The following is a 17442-nucleotide window of genomic DNA, read 5'->3' on the forward strand; positions in this document are numbered from 1 at the left end:
ACCGACAAAAGCGCGGCATCACAGTTCGGCCAGGAGGAGCCCGCTCCGCGGTTTGGGCGTGAAATAGGTGGCCTTCCTCGGCATCCGCGATCCGGCCGCGTGCACGGCGAGCACCTCCGCGTACGGGACCGGGGCCAGCAGGAATACCGCGTCGGCGTCTTCGGGCACCGGCGCTCCCGGCAGCAGAGGGCGCACGTTCGGACCTTCCGGATCGACGCCGAGCACGCCGCGGATCAGCTCCTGCTCCACCACGGCGTGGTCACCGCCCGCCTTGCCGAGCGTCACCCGGAACGCCGACTCGCCCGTCAGCACGGTCACCTCGCCCGGCTCGGCGGGCGGCCCCGGCGGGCCGGGGTGGACGTCGAACCCCGCCTCCGTCCATCGCCGGACCAGAGTGGCCGGGTCGAGACCGGTCCCGGCGAGCACCCGGTGGATGGGCCCGATCCGCAGCCCGGGCCCGCCGGTGACCAGCGCGAGCAACGCCCCGCGCCCCGAAGCCGCGGCGGCCGCGACCCGGTGATTGCCATCCGCGACCAGGAGATCCAGCTCGTCCAGCGCCGCCAGCAGTGCGTCCTGGGCCTGCCCGGGACCGGCGAGCCACAGTTCGTGCTTTCGCCCCGATCCGTCCACTGTGGACAGGCTCGGCACGTGTCCCCGGCAGCACCGCTCGATCAGCGCGGTCAGCTCCCGGCCGCCGGTCGCGGGGACCAGCATCGCGGCACTCGTCGCGACACCGAGCCCGGCGAGCATCGCGGCCCGCTCCGCGACGACGTCCGGGTAGACGTCCTCGGTGTGCCGAACCCTGGTCACCCCACCCTCCCGGACCGCGGCCGGATCGACCAGGCACAGCACGCCCAGCGCGATCCCGTCCGGGCCGTCGATGCGGTATGGCGCGACGACGTCGGCGACCGGGCGATAGTGCCGCTCCCGGATCCGCTCGAAAGTCGCCCTGGCCTGCGGCAGCGCGGCCTCGATCGAGAGGCCGCCCGCCAGCGCGGCCGGGGTCCTCGCCGGATGCTGGACCGCCAGCAGGCTGTCGCCGTGCGCCCCGGCGAGCGCGGCCTCCACCCGGCCCGGGTCGGCGAACTCGTCGACGTCGGGCCCCGGGACGCTGTCGCGGACGGCCCAGCCGCGGCCGATCGGGCGGATCCAGGTGCTCATCCGACTTATTTTGCGGGATGACTCACGGAAAAAATCGGTCCCATGACCGGGTGTCTCCATGGAATGCTTACCCATGCGAAATAGTTGACGTCGTTCATGAGCCCGAGGAGACCGCCACAGATGACGACCCCGGCCCCGGTCACCGCGAAGGAAGGGGTCGGCTTCCGGTCCGAACGCGGCCCCGTCCTGATCGCCGTGATGCTGTGTTCCGGCTTGATCGCGCTGGACTCGACCATCATCGCCACGGCGGTGCCCTCGGTGGTCGCCGATCTGGGCGGGTTCTCGCAGTTCCCGTGGCTGTTCTCGATCTACCTGCTGACCCAGGCGGTCACCGTCCCGCTGTACGGCAAGTTCGCCGACGTCCTCGGCAGGCGGCCGGTGATGTTCTTCGGGATCGCGGCATTCCTGGTGGGCTCGGTGCTCTGCGGCGCGGCCTGGAGCATGCCGGTGCTGATCGCGGCCCGCGCGGTGCAGGGCATCGGCGCGGGCGCCATCCAGCCGATCGCGCTGACCATGGTCGGCGACATGTACACGGTCGAGGAACGCGCCAGGGTGCAGGGCTATCTCGCCAGCGTGTGGGCCATTTCCTCGGTGGTCGGGCCGACGCTGGGCGGCGTGTTCGCCGAGTACCTCGACTGGCGCTGGATCTTCTTCATCAACCTGCCGCTCGGCGCGCTGGCGGCGTGGATGTTGTTCCGGAACTTCCGCGAACGCGTCGAACGCCGCTCGCACCGCATCGACTACCTCGGCGCCACGCTGCTCACCCTCGGCTGCTCGCTGCTGATCCTCGGCCTCCTGGAGGGCGGGGTCGCCTGGGGCTGGGCGTCCGCGCCGAGCCTGGCGATCTTCGGCGGCGCGGTGGTGCTGCTGGCGGCATTCGTGCTCGTGGAACGCAAGGCCGACGAGCCGGTGCTGCCGCTGTGGATCTTCACCAAACGGACCCTGATCGGCGGGAACCTGATCGCCGTCGTCGTCGGCATGCTGCTGATGGGGCTCACCTCGTATCTGCCGACCTTCTCCCAAGGCGTGCTCGGCACCGGCGCGCTCGTCGCCGGATTCGCGCTGGCGGCGCTGACCGTCGGCTGGCCGATCTCGGCGTCACTGGCGGGCCGGGTCTACATGCGGATCGGATTCCGGGACACCGCGCTGATCGGCAGCGGGATCGTCATCGCGGGCGCGGCGCTCACCGTGTTCCTGACGGCGGGGTCGTCGATCTGGCTGGCGGCCGCGGCGGCGTTCGTCCTCGGGCTGGGGCTGGGCCTGGCGTCGAGCCCCACGCTGATCGCCGTGCAGTCCACGATCGGCTGGGAACGGCGCGGCGTCGTCACCGCGACCAACATGTTCAGTCGCTCGCTGGGCAGCGCCGTGGGCGTGGCGATCTTCGGCGCGATCGCGAACGCCACCCTGGCGAGCCGCTTCGCCACTCCACCCGCCGGAGTCACCGGCCTGCCGTCCGGGGTCGACGCGACCAGTGTCGTCCTGGAGGGCCACGGCCCGGACACCCCGACGACGACGTTCGTGCGCGGCGCCCTCGCGGACGCCACGCACCACGTCTTCCTGGCGATGCTGGTGGTCGCCGTGCTCAGCGTCGGCGCGCTGCTGCTGATGCCGCGGCGGACCGAAGAGCTGAAGTTCGACTAGCGCCTCAGTTCTGCAGCGGCACGGCGTGCTCGACGAAGTTCTCGACGAACCGCTCGATCGGCTCCGGCCCGGCCGGGTACAGCACGAATTTGCTCAGCCCGGCGTCGACGTACTCGGCGATCAGGTCGCGGGCGGCGCTCCAGCTGCCCGCGATCAGCCGGGACGGGTCCGCGTCGGATCTGGCCGCGATCGAAGCCGCGAGCGCGTCCGGGATCCCGTCCTCCGCGACGATGAGGCTGATCCCGAAATGGTCCGCCTCGATTTCCCGGCCGGCCTCGGCCGCGGCCTCCTGGATCGCCTCTCGGCCGGCCCGCGCCTCCTCTGGCGTGAGGAAACTGGCCAGCCAGCCGTCCGCGAGCCTGCCGACCCGCCGCAGCGCGCCCGGCGCCTTCCCGCCGAGCCAGAGGTCGAGCCGCTTGACCGGTCGCATGCCGAGACCGGCGCCCTCGACGCGGAAGAACTCGCCGTGGAAAGTCACCTCTTCCTGCTCCAGCAAGGCCCTGATCAGCCGTAACGACTCGTCGAACACCGCGGCGCGGCGGCCCTGCGGCACCGGGAACAACGGCAGTTCCGCGTCGCGCGCGGGCTTCAGCCCGAAGACCGGCAGGACTCGTTTCGGCGCGAGCGCGGCGAGAGAGGCGAGTTGTTTGGCGACCAGGACCGGGTCACGGCCGGGCAGCACCATCACCCCGGTGCCGACCTTCAGTTTCGTGGTGCGGGCGAGCGCGTGCGTCAGCCCGACGACCGGGTCGATCCTCGGCGAATACACCGCTTCAGGCAGCCAGAGCGAGTCGACGCCCGCCCGCTCCAGCAGGTCGACCGCGGCGCCGAACTCCTCCGGTGCCGTTCCGGTCCCCAGCCCGGCACCGATCCTGATCTTCAGGTCCTCCGCCACACTTGCTCCCTTCCCGTGTCCCACCGTGAACAACCCCGCACAAGCATGGACTCATTCCACGGATCCCCCGTAGATTCCACTGTCGTGCGGGCCGTTCCCGCGCGGATTGGGGGATTTTCGATGGCAGGACAGGCTTCGAGCAGCTGGACGCGCTGCTTCCACCGGGCGCCGTCGGCCGGGATGCGGCTCCTCGCCTTCCCGCACGCGGGCGGATCGGCGAGCGCGTACCGCGCGTTTTCGGCGGCCCTCTCGCCCACGATCGAGGTGCACACCGCCCAGTACCCGGGACGGCAGGACCGGATGGGTGAACCGGTCATCGACGACGTCCACGTCCTGGCCGAGCATCTGGTGGACGTCGCCGCCGCGCTCCCGCAACCGTTCGCCCTTTTCGGGCACAGCATGGGTGCGATCGTCGGCTTCGAGGTCGCCCGGCGGCTCGAAGCACGCGGGATCTTCCCGGCGGCGCTGTTCGTCTCGGCCCGCCGTGGCCCGGATATCCAGAAGGAGAAGTCGCACCACCTCGCCGACGACGACACCTTTCTCGGCGAAGTCAGCCGCCTTGGCGGCACGGACCCCACGATCTTCGCCGACCCGGACATCCGCGCGCTCGCGTTGCCCGCGCTGCGCGGCGACTACAAGGCCGTCGAGACCTATCGCTACCGGCCCGGCCCCGACGTTAGCTGCCCGGTCGTGGCGCTCGCCGGGAACGCGGACCCGGTCCTGCATCTGCCGGACGTCGAAAACTGGCGCGAGCACACCACGGGCTCGTTCGAAATGGAGGTGTTCGAGGGCGGTCACTTCTTCCTCGAAGACAACCTCGACGCCGTCGTCGCGCGCATTCTCGGCAAGCTGACCGTCAGTCCCTGAGACCTTCCCTGCTCGCCCACGACCTCGGTCCGGTCGCCCCGCCTGGGTGATCAGGCCCAGGCGGCAAGTTCCTTGGCGAGCGCGGACGGCCCGCCGGCGGTGCGCAACGTCGGCGCGCCGGGCCAGCAATCCTGATGGTCGCCGGTGCGGAGGGTTTCAGCGAACCTGGCGACCAGCCTCGGCTGCGACGCCACCGTCCGGCCGCCGAGGTAGGCGACGACCACGTGGTGATCGTCGCCCGAATGCGTCGCCACGGCGGCCGACCAGCCGTGCTCCTCGTGCCACATCAGGTCCACGTCGCGCTCGGGGAAGCCGGGAAGACGCCAGTTCAGCCGCATCCGGGCGGTGACCGGACCGGCGAGGTCGACCGTGCACGCGTCCTGCCGTATCCCCAGTGCCGCGGCCACGTCCTCCAGGTAGGCGTTCAGCCTGGTCTTGAGCTCCAGACCTGCTTCCGTGGGCGCGGGGGTCGAGGTGGTCACGGTCCCTCATCTTCCTGTCACTTTGAGTTGGCGTGACGGGAATTACCCACCCCGGAGCGGCTTCACACCCTCATTTCGTCACACCCCGGTTTCGGTTCGCTCAAGCCGTGGCTTCGATGACGCGGGTCAGTGCCTTGTGGAGCGCCTCCAGCTCGGAGACCTCCATCCCGAGCTTTTCCACGACGCGGTACGGGATCTTTTCCGCCTCCGCGCGCAACGCGCGACCGGATTCCGTCAGCTCGACCGTCAGTAGGCGCTCATCCTCGGAACTGCGCCTGCGCGTGACGTATCCGATCGTCTCCAGGCGCTTGAGCAGCGGTGACAACGTCGCCGGCTCGGCACGCAGAGCGACACTCAGCTCCTTGACGGCCTGTGGGCCCCGCTCCCACAGCGCCAGCATGACCAGGTACTGCGGATGGGTGAGCCCATGGGGTTCCAGCAGCGGACGATAGATGGCGATGACGCTGCGCGACGCGACCGACAGCGCGAAACACACCTGACGCTCCAGCGCGAGCGGATCCTCGCCCAGATCGATCGACTTCATCTCCGGCCCCTCCGAGTTCATGCCGCCGATCCTAGCCGTCACGCTAATGTTTAGCATACTAATCATTAGTGTACTGTGAGAGCATCGACGGAAGGAGTCGCCCGATGCCCCGCAAGCGCCCGGACGTGTTCCGCTGGCTGTGGTACTCACTCGGCGGCAGGCTGCCCGAGCGCTACCACGCGTGGATCCTCCACGACGCGACCACGGGAAGCTGGCGCTGGCGGCACGTCGCCCGCAGCACGGTGATGATCGCCCCGCTCTGCGCCGTGTGGCTGCTCCTGCCCGGCCCGCTCACCCTGCGGCTGGCGATCGTGCTGATGGCCGCCCTCGTCGCGTACTTCTACTCGATGGCCTACATGGAGGAGAGCATCGAGCACCGGCTCGCCAAGAACGGCTTCCCGCCGGGCACCGGACGCCGGACGCGCGCGGAGGCCGTCGCGGTCGCGGAAGCCGAGGTGACCGAGCGGTATCTCGCGCGGTACCGGAACCGGCCCTGATCCTTTCGTCAGCGTGCCCGTCTCCGCGGCCGGCCCGGTGTCGCGAAAGCCACTTTCGGGACGTCTGATGTCCCGAAAGTGGCTTTCGCGACACAGACGCGCGCAACGCCCCGGGCACGGCGCCCCACAGAAAGCCGCCCGCGACCAGGACGGATGAGCCGTCGCGGCTAGAGTGCGCGGTGATGAGACGCAAGCTCCGCCCGCCGCTCCCGCCCCGTCACGGGCTCGATCCCGCGAGGCTCAAGATGCCCGCCGAGGGGCCGTGGACGACGTTGCGGGAGCACCTCGTCGAGCGGCTCCCCCGGGTCGCGCCCGAGCGGATCGAGGAGATGCTCCGGGAGGAGCGCATCGTCGGGCTCGACGGGCCGCTCGGCGTCGATTCCCCGTTCGTGCCGGATTCGTTCATCTGGTTCCATCGCGACCTGCCCGACGAGGTCGACGTGCCGTTCGAGGTCTCCGTCGTGCACCGCGACGAGCATTTCCTGATCGCCGACAAACCGCATTTCCTCGCGACGATCCCGCGCGGGCGGCACATCCTGCAGACCGCGCTGGTCCGTCTGCGCCGCGAGTTCGACCTTCCGCGGCTCAGTCCCGCGCACCGGCTCGACCGGGTCACCGCCGGGCTCATCCTGTTCGTGATCACCCCCGAAGTCCGCGGCAAGTACCAGACGATGTTCCGGGATCGCCTGGTGCACAAGGAATACGAGGCGATCGCCCGGTACGACCCGGAGGTCGTGCTGCCCCGTGAGATCAGCAGCCGCATCGTCAAGGAACGCGGGGTCATCGCCGCGCAGGAGGTCGACGGGCCGCCCAACGCCGAAACCCGCGTCGAGCTCATCGAGCACCGCGACGGCCTCGGCCGCTACCGCCTGATCCCCGCGACCGGCCGCACCCATCAGCTCAGGTTGCACATGAGCGGTCTCGGGTTGCCGATCCTCGGCGACGACTTCTACCCGGAACTGACCGAGACCCCGCTCGACGACTTCACCGAACCCTTGCAGTTGCTGGCGAAAGTCCTCGAGTTCACCGATCCGGTCACCGGGGAACACCGCCGGTTCGAGAGCAGGCAGACGCTCCAGGCGTGGACGGACCTCGACGCGTGGCGCCGCGGGCCCTTGCCGTGAAGGCCTCTTTGCCTACCCTGAAGGTAGTGAAGGAGGCCTTCACGGACTCGGGGCTCACTTGCGCCAGAACCTGATCCCGCTCCAGGTCACCTTGACCGGCCCGGCGCCGCTCGCCGTCCGATAGGCGCCTAACTTGTCGTAGTAGCTCCCGCCGCTGCTGCTCACGGTCTGCTTCAGCGAACCGTTGAGGTACACCTTGTGGGTACTCCCGACCTGGTGCACGGTGTTGACTCGCACGGACGTGCCGACGGTCGCCCCGCTCCCCAGGGTGTCCCCGCCGTGGACGGCGTAGAGCCGCCCGCCGCGTTCGACCGCGAGCATGAAGTACGGCCCGGCGGTCGGCGCGTCGCGGAAGGTCTGCTTCAGGCTGATCCGGGTGCCCGCCATGCTGGTGATCCGGAACGATCCCTCGAACTGCCGGGTCCCGCCGGTGTAGGTCACGTAGCGCCGTTCCGCGCGCTGATCCCCGCTTCCGGTGGAACAGGTCAGCTCGAAGTTCAGCCCGTCGACGGTGCCGCAGCCGCGTTCCTGGACGTTGAACGAGGGGTTCTCCGCCGTCCACGGCCCGGTGCCGACCTGCGCTTTCGCCGGCATCGCCGACGCGATCAGGCCGAGCCCGGCCGCCACGACCACCCCGGCGGTCCGAAGTCTTCTCCGCATCCTGCCTCCTGCACACTCAGGGCGGCGGTGATGGTCCAGACCAGGACCAGGCTGCGACTGTACGAGCACGAACCGTCGGCGGACAAGACGTTGACGCCCCGGCGTCCCGCTGATTGGGTAACGACGGTGATCCTCTCCTCGACGGTCCTCGAAGGACTGGCGGCCGGGACGATCGACCTGGCCTTCCGGCGCTGGTCGAAACCGAACGTCCGGCCGGGCGACGTGATGCGTCTTGAGGCGGGGGTGATCGAAGTCGTCTCGGTCGAGAGCGTCGACCCCGCCACCATCACCGACGCGGACGCCCGCCGGTCCGGCGCGGAATCGGCCGACGCGGTGCGGGGCATCCTGCGCGGCCCCGCGGACGCCCCGGTGTACCGCATCGGCCTGCGACACCTCGGCCCCGATCCCCGGCGCGCGCTCAGCGCGGACGCCGAACTGTCCGAAAAGGACTTCGAGGAGATCTGCCACCGATTGTCCAAGATGGACAGGCGACGCCCGTGGACGCACGAGACCTTGCGCCTCATCGCCGAAAATCCCGGACGCCGCGCCCAGGAGCTCGCCGACCTCCTCCGCCGCGACAAGGATCCGGTGAAGGTCGACATCCGCAAGCTCAAGAACCTCGGCCTCACGCTCAGCCTCGAAGTCGGCTACCGGATCTCCCCGCGCGGCGCGGCCTACCTGCGTTTTACCGAGGATCCCGGTAAAACGCGCTGAGTTCCGGCGCGAGCCGTTCCGGCGGGACACTGTGGAACTCGCCGTCCAGCCCGACCTGCCGCGCCCCCGGGACCACCTTCGCGGCGACGAGAGCGGCGGCCTTCAGCCAGTCCGTACTGCCGTTGCTGTTCACCACCAGGACGGGCGCCGCGATCGATGCCAGCTCATCAGGCACCTTCGAGTCCTTCATCACGAAGGCGTCGTAAACGAGTGTGGGCGCGAACGACCGCAGTTCGGCCCACATCGGCGACGCCTTCGCTTCGGCCACGGCTTCTTCCGGGGCACCGACCGCGGACATCATGAACAGGGCGACGGCGTCGTCCCACCGGTCCACCGCGACCAGCTCGCGCATCTCGTCGGCGTACCCCTCGGGAACTTCTTCCGTTTCGCCGCGATAAGGCGGCTCGAAGACCGACAGCCGCGCCATCGGCACGCCCGCCGCGGCGGCGAGGAGGGCGAGCGCGCCGCCGGAGGAGATGCCGTGCACGATCACCGGCTCACCGAGCGCGGTGACGACCGCGGCGAGGTCCTCGATCTCGCGCTCGACCGCGTACGGCGCGGTGTCCCCGCTGTCGCCCCGGCCCCGCCGGTCGTAGGTCACCACGGAGAACTCGGCCGCCAGCTCCGCGACCAGCGGTTCGTCACCGTGCCGGTCGTTGCCCGCACCCGCGACGACGACCACGACCGGCCCCGCGCCACGGCGTTCGAACGCGATCGGCGTCCCGTCCGCGGACTTCGCTGTGTTGATCATGTCCCCATCGTGCCACTCGAACACCCGTTCGACAACTGAGCGGAACCGGGGTAGGTTCGGTTGCCATGACCCCCGCGCTTCAAGCCTCGCTGTTCGACGAGTGCGCCGCGCTCGGGCTGGGCTCGCTCGACGGGCTCCGGCGCACCGAGCTGACCCGTGGTGCCTGGATAGACGTGCTTCCCGGCTGGCTCTCCGGCGCGGACGAGCTGTTCACCCGGCTCGCCGAAGACGTGCCATGGCACGCCGAAAGGCGGCAGATGTACGACCGCGTCGTCGCCGTCCCCCGGCTGTTGAGCTATTACCGCGAGGGCATGCCGCTCCCCCACCCGATCCTCACGGAGGCGAGGGAGACGCTCTCGGCGCACTACGCGGAAGAGCTCGGCGAGCCGTTCGTGACCTCCGGCCTGTGCTTCTACCGGGACGGCCGCGACAGCGTCGCCTGGCACGGCGACGACACCGGACGGTCCCGCACCGAGGACACCATGGTGGCGATCGTCTCGGTCGGCGCCGCCCGCCAGCTGGCCCTGCGGCCGCGGGGCGGCGGCGAGACCGTCCGGCACGCCCTCGGCCACGGCGATCTGATCGTGATGGGCGGCAGCTGCCAGCGGACCTGGGAACACGCCGTCCCCAAGACCGCCAAACCGGTCGGGCCGAGGATCAGCATCCAGTTCCGCCCGAGAGGAGTCGCCTGACGATCAGTCCAGCAGCACGGGCAACGCGTCGACGCCGTAGACGATCGAGACCTTCCGGAAGCTCACCGCGTCCGGTTCGATCGCCAGCCGCATCTCGGGGAACCGGCGAATCAGCGCGGGATACGCGGTGCGCAGCTCCATCCTGGCCAGTTCGGCACCGATGCACCGGTGGATGCCCCAGCCGAAGGCGAGATGCGACGTCGGCTCGCGGGTCGCGTCGAACTTCTCCATGTCCTCACCGAGTTCGCCGTCACGGTTCGCGACGTTGAGCGAGACCAGCACGATGTCGCCCTTGGCGATCCGGACGCCCGCGATCTCCATGTCCTCCTTGGCGAAGCGCGGGAAGGCCATCTGCACGACGGTCAGGTACCGCAGCAGTTCCTCGACGAACTTGTGGACGGCGCCGTCGTCGCCGCGGACGGTCTCGAACAGTGAGCGGTCCTTGAGCAGCACGAGCGCGCCGAGCGCGAGCATGCTCGCCGTGGTCTCCAGCCCGCCGGTGAGCACGCCGTCGGCGAGGCCGGCGAGTTCGCGGTCGTCGATCTCGTCGCCGCGCTCCTTGATGAGCATGCCGAGCAGTCCGTCGCCCGGGTTCTCGCGCTGCTTCTTGACGATCTCGTCCAGATAGGACAGTGACTCGGTCATCGCTCCGAGTGACGCGCCCGCGCCGCCGAAGAGGTCGAACCGGGCGGTGCTCAGCCGCTGGAAGTCGTCGCGGTCCTCGTAGGGGACGCCCAGCAGCTCGCAGATCGTCAGCGAGGGGATCGGCAGCGCGAAGGCCTCCCAAAGGTCGACGGGACCGTCGGCCTTCGCCATCGCGTCGAGCTGGTCGGCGACGATCTCGTCGATCCGCGGCGCCAGGCGCGACAGCCGTCGCATGGTGAACTCCGGCGTGAGCAGGCGCCTCAGCCGGGTGTGCACCGGCGGATCGGCGAACCCGAGCCCGCCGGGGTTCTGGTCCTCGGTCACGCCCGCGTTGCCGACCAGGTTCGTGAAGTCGTTGCTGAACTCGCTCACCTTGCCGAGTACGGCCTTGGCCTCGTCGTAGCCGGTGACCAGCCAGCCGTTCATCCCGAACGGCAGGTCGAGCTTGCTGATCGGCTCCGTCGCGCGGATCCGGCCCAGCTCGGCCACCGGGTCGAGACCGTCGCGCTTGAGCGGCAGCAGCGCGTTGTCCGGGATGATCGACATCTTGGACAGGTCGAAACCGTTCTTCTGCTGACGCGCGAGGTAGCGGCGGCCGATCCATGCCAACACACGCGAGCGAATGCTCCCCATACCCCGCACCCTACTCCAGCCGCTGACTACCTGACCTGGCACAACAGGCCGCCTTCGGCCGGCAGGGCAGGAATTTCGACGGCTGTTCACCCGCCGTCCCACTCGATTAGTCACGTCCAGAAAGTCGCTTTTCCCTGGCGAGAGGTTCCCGGCGACCGGGAGACGTCGGTCACCGTCGGTCACGACGAACCGCGGGTAACGCCTGACATCGGACGCGCGTCGTGAGATTGTCGGACCTTGCTGGGAGGATTCGGACATGTCAGCCGCGCTCATCGGACGCGACCATCCCGCGGGGGTGCTCCGCGCGGAGATCTCCCGTGCCGCCGAAAGCCACGGCGGGCTGGTGCTGGTCACCGGCGAGGCCGGGATCGGCAAGACCACGCTCGTCACCGGCGCCGCCGAAGAGGCGAAGCGCCTCGGTGCCCTGGTGCTCAACGGGTCCTGCTGGGACTCGGCGAGCGCGCCGGGCTATTGGCCGTGGACACAGGTGGTCCGCGGGTTGCGGCGCGCGGTCGGGCAGGGCCGCTGGGCCGCGATGGCCGACAGCGAATTGGACGTCCTGCTCGGTGAGGCGCGCGGCGACGGCGCGGCCGACGGGTTCCGGCTGTACGACGCGGTGACGAGCGTGCTGGTGGCCGCCTCCCAGGATCAGCCGGTCGTGGTGGTGCTCGACGACCTGCACTGGGCCGACGCCGCGTCGCTCCGGTTGCTCGAGTTCGCCGCGCAGCACACCTGGTTCGAACGGTTGCTGCTGATCGGCACGTACCGGGACGTCGAGGTCGAGGCCACCGATCACCCGCTTCGCTCGCTCATGATGCCGCTGCTCGCGAAGGCCACTTCGGTCACTCTCACCGGCCTCGAACCGGACGAGGTCGGCGCGCTCATGACCAGGACGGCGGGCGCGGCACCCGACGACGAGCTGGTCGCCGAGGTCCACCGCCGCACCGGCGGCAATCCGTTCTTCGTCGAGCAGACGGCGCGGCTCTGGCACAGCGGCGGTTCCGCCGAGACCATCGCACCCGGCGTGGCCGACGCCCTGCAGCGACGGCTTTCCCTGCTCCCCCAGCCGGTCCTCGATCTGCTGACCACCGCGTCGGTACTCGGCAGGGAGTTCCACCGCCGGCTGCTCGCGGGCGTGGCGTCGGCACCCGTTCCCCAGGTGGACCGGCTGCTCGACCAGGCCGTCACGGCACGACTCGTGGTGGTGCAAGGTCAAGGGCGCTTCGCCTTCGCCCACGACCTCGTCCGCGAGACGCTGTACGCGAGCCTGTCCGAGTCGGACCGCCGGAAGCAGCACGCTGCCGTCGTCGCGGCCGTCCGCGAGACGCCGGCGTCCCGGGACAGCCTCTTCCCCGCGGACCTGGCCCGCCACGCGCTGCTCGCCGGTCGGGAAGTCGATCCGGACGAGGCCATCGACCTGTTGCTGGCCGCCGCGATCGACGCCACCGGCCGGATGGCGATCGAGGAGACGACCACGCACTACCGGCGGGCGCTGGAGATCGCCGAGGACCGGCGTCGGCAGGCGGTCATCGCCCTCGAACTGGGCGCGCATCTGACCCGCCATCACGAATCGGACGAGGGCAGACAGGTCCTCGACGAGGTCTCCGTGCTCGTCCGTGAACTCGACGACGACGATCTGCTCGCCCGCCTGGCGCTGACCCTCGTCCGCGCCGATCACAAGAGCGTCCGGGTCGACGAGACGGTCGAAGTGCTCACCGAAGCGCACGCGCGGCTTTGCGGACGCGAGCCAGGGCAGGAACTCACCGTCGAGGAGATGACTCAGGAGCTCTCGGCCCGCATCATGATGACCGCCCGCGCCGACCAGGACGATTCCGCGCTGCTGTTCGGTCTGTGGGCACGGCACGACGCGATCTGGGGCCCGGGCAGCGCCGCGGAGCGGGAACGGCTCACCGACGAACTGGTCGCCGTCGGCCGCCGCACGGCGAATCCGGAATTGGAGCACTACGCGGCGTCCTTCAAGTGGGTGGCTCAGCTCGAACAGGGCGATCCCCGGTATTTCGAGCAGTATCAGGAATTCCTCGCCTTGGCGGCCACCGGCAGGGCGCCGAGTTCGCAGCTGGCGTCCCGGATCGACCAGAGCATCATCGCCACCCTGCAGGGCCGGTTCGGCGAAGCCGAGGCGTATATCCACCAGGTGATCTCGTGCCACGCCGGCGACGACCATCCCCATTTCGCCGACCTGCACCAGCTGCAGCGGTGGATCCGGTGGTGCCTGGAGGGGCGGTTCGACGAGCTCGCCGGGCTGCACCGCGAGATCTCGCGCAGCGGATACGTCTACGGCCGGATGCTGGAGGCGATCACCGCGGCCCAGCGTGAGGACGTCGGGGAGGCCATCCGGCTCACCGCTCTCGCGGCGGATGTGAAGCCGTATCCTCGCGATCTGGAAGCGTTGTGGTTGCGCTGCCAGGCGCAGACGGCGGCCGTCTCGCGCGACCCCGAACGCTGTGAAGCGGCCCGTGCGCCGCTCGCGCCCTACAGCGGGGAGTGGCTGGTTTCCCTGTACGGCTGCGAGATCTCCGGCCCGGTCGACCTCTGGCTCGGCAGGCTCGACCTGGCGCAGGAACGCTGGAACGACGCGGTGGACCGGCTGCGCGGCGCCATGCTCTCCGCGGATCGGCTCCGGGCGACGGTCTGGGCGACCGAGGCCAAGTCCTGGCTGGTGAAGGCGCTACTCGGCCGGAACCTCGAAGGCGACGCGGCGGCCGCGGCGGCACTCCTGTCCGAAGTGACCGAAGAAGCCACCGCGCTCGGCATGCGGCCGGTCGTGGCCAGGATGACGAAAGCTCGGGAGGAGACGCGGGCCCAGGCGGCGCCGAGGGCGGAGTTCCGTCGCGACGATGCCGTGTGGACCTTGCACTTCGACGGTGTCACCACCCGCCTTCCGGACTCGAAAGGCTTACGGGACCTGCATTTCCTGCTCGGCAGGCCGGGTTCGGAGGTGCCGGCCGTGCGGCTGCTCGATCCCGAAGGCGGCGAGGTGGTCGTCGCCGCGAAGAGCCTCGGCGGAGACGCCGTCCTCGACGACGAGGCGAAGGCCCGGTACCGCGCGCGGCTCGACGAACTGGACGAACTGATCGACGCCGCGACCGGGATGGGCCAGGACGCGCGCGCCGCGGCGCTGGACCGTGAACGAGACGCGCTGCTCGCCGAACTGCGGTCCGCGGCCGGGCTCGGCGGCCGCACCCGGCGGCTCGGTGACGAGGCGGAACGCGCCCGCAAGACGGTGACCGCGCGGATCCGGGACACCCTGCGCAAACTCGACGAGCAGCATCCGGCGCTGGCCGCGCACCTGCGCGCGGCCGTCACCACCGGTTCCTCGTGCCGCTACGCGCCCGAAAACAAGGTCCCCTGGCGGCTGTGAGCCGCCGCTCTCCGGTACGAACTGGACGACACGCGTGACTGAACGGACGACACGCGTGATGGGACGGACGACACGCGGCGGAACCCGGCCACGAGCGTGTCGTCCGTCCGATCACGAGTGTCGTCCGCCTGATCACGCGTGCCGTCCATCCGGTCACGCGAACCCGCAAGCGGGCCGTGGGTGTTCCGGGTCGCCGGAACACCCACGACCCCCAGGTCACTTGCGGTTGTAGAGGCGCATCGTCAAGGTGCCGAAGACCGCGAGGATGACCGCGCCGGCGATCAGCACCCAGGTGATCTCGCCGCCGTCCCAGTCGCCTTCCATCATCGAGCGGACCGCCGCGACCACGTGGGTCACCGGGTTGACTTCGACGAAGGCCTGCAGCCAGCCCGGCATCGTCTCCGGATCGACGTAGATGTTGCTGAGGAAGGTCAGCGGGAACAGCACCATCATGCTGACCCCCATCACCGACTTCTCGCTGCGCAGCAGCAGGCCGAACATCGTCCAGATCCACGAGAACGCGAACGAGAACGCCAGCAGCAGGAGGATCGCGGCGGCCACGCCACCGAATCCGCCGCCGGGGCGGAAGCCCATGATCAAGCCGACGCCGAGGATCACCAGCGACGCGATGAGATACCGCAGCATGTCACCGAGCAGATAGCCGACCATCGCCGACGGCCGCCAGATCGGCAGCGTGCGGAACCGGTCGAACACCCCCTTCTCGATGTCGGTGTTCACCGAGATCCCGGTGTACATGGTGATCATCAGGATGCTGCTCGCCATGATGCCCGGCAGCAGGAACTGCAGGTACTGCGTCGGCGAACCGGACAGCGCGCCGCCGAACAGGTAGGTGAACATCAGCGTCATCATGATCGGGAACGCCGTGACGTCGAACAGCTGCTCGGGCACGTGCTTGATCTTCAGCATCGCGCGCCACCCGAAGGTGACCGATGTCGAAAGCGCGCTGGGGCGCTGAGGACGGTTCTTCGCGATCAGGACGGCGGCGAGATCCTCCGCCTTCGGTGCCGCGAGAACGGGTTCGTTGTCTTTGACTGCCGTGGTGCTCAAGCTGATCTCTCCTCTGTACCTCGCGCGTCCGCGATCGAGTCGCCAAGGCGCACGTGTGAATCGACTCTTCTGGCCGGGAGTGGCGGACTCGACTCCGCGGTCAAGCCGCGCTCTCCTCAGGTGCGGCGGTGCGGTCGGTCAGGGCCAGGAAGACCTCGTCGAGGCTCGGCTGGCCGAGGGAGAAGGTGTCGACGACGATCCCGGCGCGCGCGAGTTCGCTCAGCGCGCGTGCGGCATGCTCGGCGGCGCCCTGCTCGGTGCTTTCCCCCGAAAGCCGCGCGGTGAGCGCGACGGGGTCCGGCTCCAGCAGCACCTGTGCCTCCAGGGTGCGGACGAGCAGCGCTTCGGCATCGGCACGCTGGTCGGCCTCACGCAGCCGGACGTGGACCGCGCCGGCCCCGACCGACGCCTTCAGCTGCCCCTTGGTGCCTTCGGCGATCACCTTGCCGTGGTCGATGACCGCGATCCGTGAAGCCAGCTGGTCGGCCTCGTCGAGGTACTGCGTGGTGAGCAGGACAGTGGTGCCGTGCTTGACGATCGCGCGCACGATGTCCCAGACCTGATTGCGGCTGCGGGGATCGAGCCCGGTCGTCGGCTCGTCGAGGAAGAGCACGTCCGGGGTGTTGAGGATGCTCGCGGCGATGTCGATCCGCCGCCGCATCCCGCCGGAGTAGTTCTTCACCTGCCTGCCCGCGGCCTCGGTGAGGCCGAACGCCGCCAGCAGTTCCTCCGCCCTCGCGCGGGCAGCCGGTTTGCGGTGCCCGGTCAGCCTGCCGATCAGCACCAGGTTCTCGGTGCCGGTCAGGTCTTCGTCGACCGAGGCGTACTGCCCGGTCAGGCTCACCATGGACCGGACCGCGTCGGCCTCGCGGACGACGTCCTTGCCGAAGATGCGCGCTTCTCCGCCGCTGGGGCGGAGCAGGGTCGCGAGCATCTTCACCGCGGTGGTCTTGCCGGCGCCGTTCGGCCCGAGCACGCCGTACACGGTGCCGGCGGGGACCTTCAGGTCGATCCCGTCGACCGCCCGGTTCTCCCCGAACACCTTGACCAGCCCCGAGGCTTCGATGGCCAGTTCACTCATTTTCGTTTCCTTTCAGAGCATTCAGCAGACGTAGGGGCGTGCGGCGCGTGCTTCGCGCAGCGCGAGGCCCCACCAGGCGAGCTCGTCGAGCAGGGTGGTCACGGCCTGTCCCTGCCCGTCGCTGTCGAGGGGGGTGCCGTCGCGGGCGAAGGTGCCGTCGAGGAGGTTGAAGGCCACGGTGTCGCGCATGGTCACCGTGTGCAGTTCGGTGAAGATCGTGCGCAACTGCTCCACGGCGTAGAGCCCTTGCGAGCGGTAGCCGTAGGAGACGAAACCGACCGGCTTCGCGCGCCACTCGTCGTAGGCGCAGTCGATCGCCTGCTTGAGCGACGCCGGGAAACTGCGGTTGTACTCGGGGGTGACGACGACGAACGCCTCGGCCTCGTCGACCAGCCTCGCGAACCGCTTCATGTCCGGCGTCGGATGCTCCGGCAGCCCCGCGGGCAGCGTGAAGTCGACCAGGTCGAGGACTTCGGTGACGAGGTCTTCCCGGTTCTCCGCACGGCCGGTGAACCACTTGCCGACGGTGTCCCCCACCCGCCCCTCGCGGGTGCTTCCGATGATCACCGCGACCCGCAGTGGACTGGTGTCCATGACCGACCTCC

The 17442-nt window shown here is 69.7% G+C and carries 17 protein-coding genes; 7 read left to right on the forward strand and 10 right to left on the reverse strand.

Annotation, left to right across the window (positions count from 1 at the left end):
• Positions 1 to 18 precede the first annotated feature (18 nt).
• Positions 19 to 1161: a DUF1015 family protein gene (locus CVV72_RS14455; protein ID WP_219152923.1), complete on the reverse strand. Its 1143-nt coding sequence runs from the start codon at positions 1159 to 1161 to the stop codon at positions 19 to 21.
• 120 nt (positions 1162 to 1281) lie between these two features.
• Between CVV72_RS14455 and CVV72_RS14460 the strand changes: the two genes are divergently transcribed.
• Entirely contained in the window at positions 1282 to 2802 is a 1521-nt protein-coding gene (locus CVV72_RS14460; RefSeq protein WP_219152924.1) for an MDR family MFS transporter, read from the forward strand.
• A 4-nt stretch (positions 2803 to 2806) separates the two neighbouring features.
• On the opposite strand, the gene CVV72_RS14465 is transcribed toward CVV72_RS14460, so the two are convergent.
• The gene (locus CVV72_RS14465) at positions 2807 to 3697 is read right to left on the reverse strand and encodes a TIGR03854 family LLM class F420-dependent oxidoreductase (RefSeq protein ID WP_219152925.1); all 891 of its coding nucleotides are present in this window, start codon (positions 3695 to 3697) and stop codon (positions 2807 to 2809) included.
• 120 nt (positions 3698 to 3817) lie between these two features.
• Here CVV72_RS14465 and CVV72_RS14470 point away from each other — a divergent pair, with 120 nt between their 5' ends.
• Positions 3818 to 4564 (forward strand): thioesterase II family protein, encoded by a 747-nt coding sequence (locus CVV72_RS14470; RefSeq protein ID WP_219152926.1) that lies wholly within the window; start codon positions 3818 to 3820, stop codon positions 4562 to 4564.
• Positions 4565 to 4614: 50 nt separating this feature from the next.
• On the opposite strand, the gene CVV72_RS14475 is transcribed toward CVV72_RS14470, so the two are convergent.
• Positions 4615 to 5046: a DUF6292 family protein gene (locus tag CVV72_RS14475; RefSeq protein WP_219152927.1), complete on the reverse strand. Its 432-nt coding sequence runs from the start codon at positions 5044 to 5046 to the stop codon at positions 4615 to 4617.
• Positions 5047 to 5146: 100 nt separating this feature from the next.
• Positions 5147 to 5590 (reverse strand): MarR family winged helix-turn-helix transcriptional regulator, encoded by a 444-nt coding sequence (locus CVV72_RS14480; protein WP_219153959.1) that lies wholly within the window; start codon positions 5588 to 5590, stop codon positions 5147 to 5149.
• A gap of 104 nt (positions 5591 to 5694) precedes the next feature.
• Here CVV72_RS14480 and CVV72_RS14485 point away from each other — a divergent pair, with 104 nt between their 5' ends.
• Positions 5695 to 6087, forward strand: a complete 393-nt coding sequence (locus tag CVV72_RS14485; protein ID WP_219152928.1) for a DUF5313 domain-containing protein — start codon at positions 5695 to 5697, stop codon at positions 6085 to 6087.
• Positions 6088 to 6269: 182 nt separating this feature from the next.
• Entirely contained in the window at positions 6270 to 7211 is a 942-nt protein-coding gene (locus CVV72_RS14490) for a pseudouridine synthase (protein ID WP_219152929.1), read from the forward strand.
• 54 nt (positions 7212 to 7265) lie between these two features.
• On the opposite strand, the gene CVV72_RS14495 is transcribed toward CVV72_RS14490, so the two are convergent.
• On the reverse strand, positions 7266 to 7871 hold the full coding sequence (locus CVV72_RS14495; protein ID WP_219152930.1) for a hypothetical protein: 606 nt from the start codon (positions 7869 to 7871) through the stop codon (positions 7266 to 7268).
• Positions 7872 to 7901: 30 nt separating this feature from the next.
• Here CVV72_RS14495 and CVV72_RS14500 point away from each other — a divergent pair, with 30 nt between their 5' ends.
• A complete protein-coding gene (locus tag CVV72_RS14500; RefSeq protein ID WP_255632695.1) occupies positions 7902 to 8585 on the forward strand; it encodes a hypothetical protein in 684 nt (227 codons plus the stop codon).
• Here the strand turns inward: CVV72_RS14500 and CVV72_RS14505 are convergent.
• The gene (locus tag CVV72_RS14505; RefSeq protein ID WP_219152931.1) at positions 8557 to 9336 is read right to left on the reverse strand and encodes an alpha/beta fold hydrolase; all 780 of its coding nucleotides are present in this window, start codon (positions 9334 to 9336) and stop codon (positions 8557 to 8559) included. The two genes, CVV72_RS14500 and CVV72_RS14505, sit on opposite strands and share 29 nt — an antisense overlap.
• A 65-nt stretch (positions 9337 to 9401) precedes the next feature.
• On the opposite strand from CVV72_RS14505, the gene CVV72_RS14510 reads away from it, so the two are divergent.
• Entirely contained in the window at positions 9402 to 10028 is a 627-nt protein-coding gene (locus CVV72_RS14510; protein WP_219152932.1) for an alpha-ketoglutarate-dependent dioxygenase AlkB, read from the forward strand.
• 3 nt (positions 10029 to 10031) lie between these two features.
• Here CVV72_RS14510 and CVV72_RS14515 read toward each other — a convergent pair whose 3' ends face one another.
• Positions 10032 to 11306: a cytochrome P450 gene (locus CVV72_RS14515; protein WP_219152933.1), complete on the reverse strand. Its 1275-nt coding sequence runs from the start codon at positions 11304 to 11306 to the stop codon at positions 10032 to 10034.
• A gap of 256 nt (positions 11307 to 11562) precedes the next feature.
• Between CVV72_RS14515 and CVV72_RS14520 the strand changes: the two genes are divergently transcribed.
• The gene (locus tag CVV72_RS14520) at positions 11563 to 14688 is read left to right on the forward strand and encodes an AAA family ATPase (RefSeq protein ID WP_219152934.1); all 3126 of its coding nucleotides are present in this window, start codon (positions 11563 to 11565) and stop codon (positions 14686 to 14688) included.
• Between the two features lie 216 nt (positions 14689 to 14904).
• On the opposite strand, the gene CVV72_RS14525 is transcribed toward CVV72_RS14520, so the two are convergent.
• From CVV72_RS14525 to CVV72_RS14535, 3 genes are all read right to left on the reverse strand, one after another.
• Positions 14905 to 15756, reverse strand: coding sequence for an ABC transporter permease (locus CVV72_RS14525; protein ID WP_219152935.1), 852 nt, complete (start codon positions 15754 to 15756; stop codon positions 14905 to 14907).
• A 100-nt stretch (positions 15757 to 15856) separates the two neighbouring features.
• Entirely contained in the window at positions 15857 to 16837 is a 981-nt protein-coding gene (locus tag CVV72_RS14530) for an ATP-binding cassette domain-containing protein (RefSeq protein WP_219152936.1), read from the reverse strand.
• 21 nt (positions 16838 to 16858) lie between these two features.
• Entirely contained in the window at positions 16859 to 17431 is a 573-nt protein-coding gene (locus tag CVV72_RS14535) for an NADPH-dependent FMN reductase (RefSeq protein WP_219152937.1), read from the reverse strand.
• Positions 17432 to 17442: the final 11 nt, after the last annotated feature.

The organism is Amycolatopsis sp. TNS106 (genome assembly GCF_019330265.1).
In the GTDB taxonomy this organism is placed as follows: Bacteria; Actinomycetota; Actinomycetes; order Mycobacteriales; family Pseudonocardiaceae; genus Amycolatopsis; species Amycolatopsis lurida.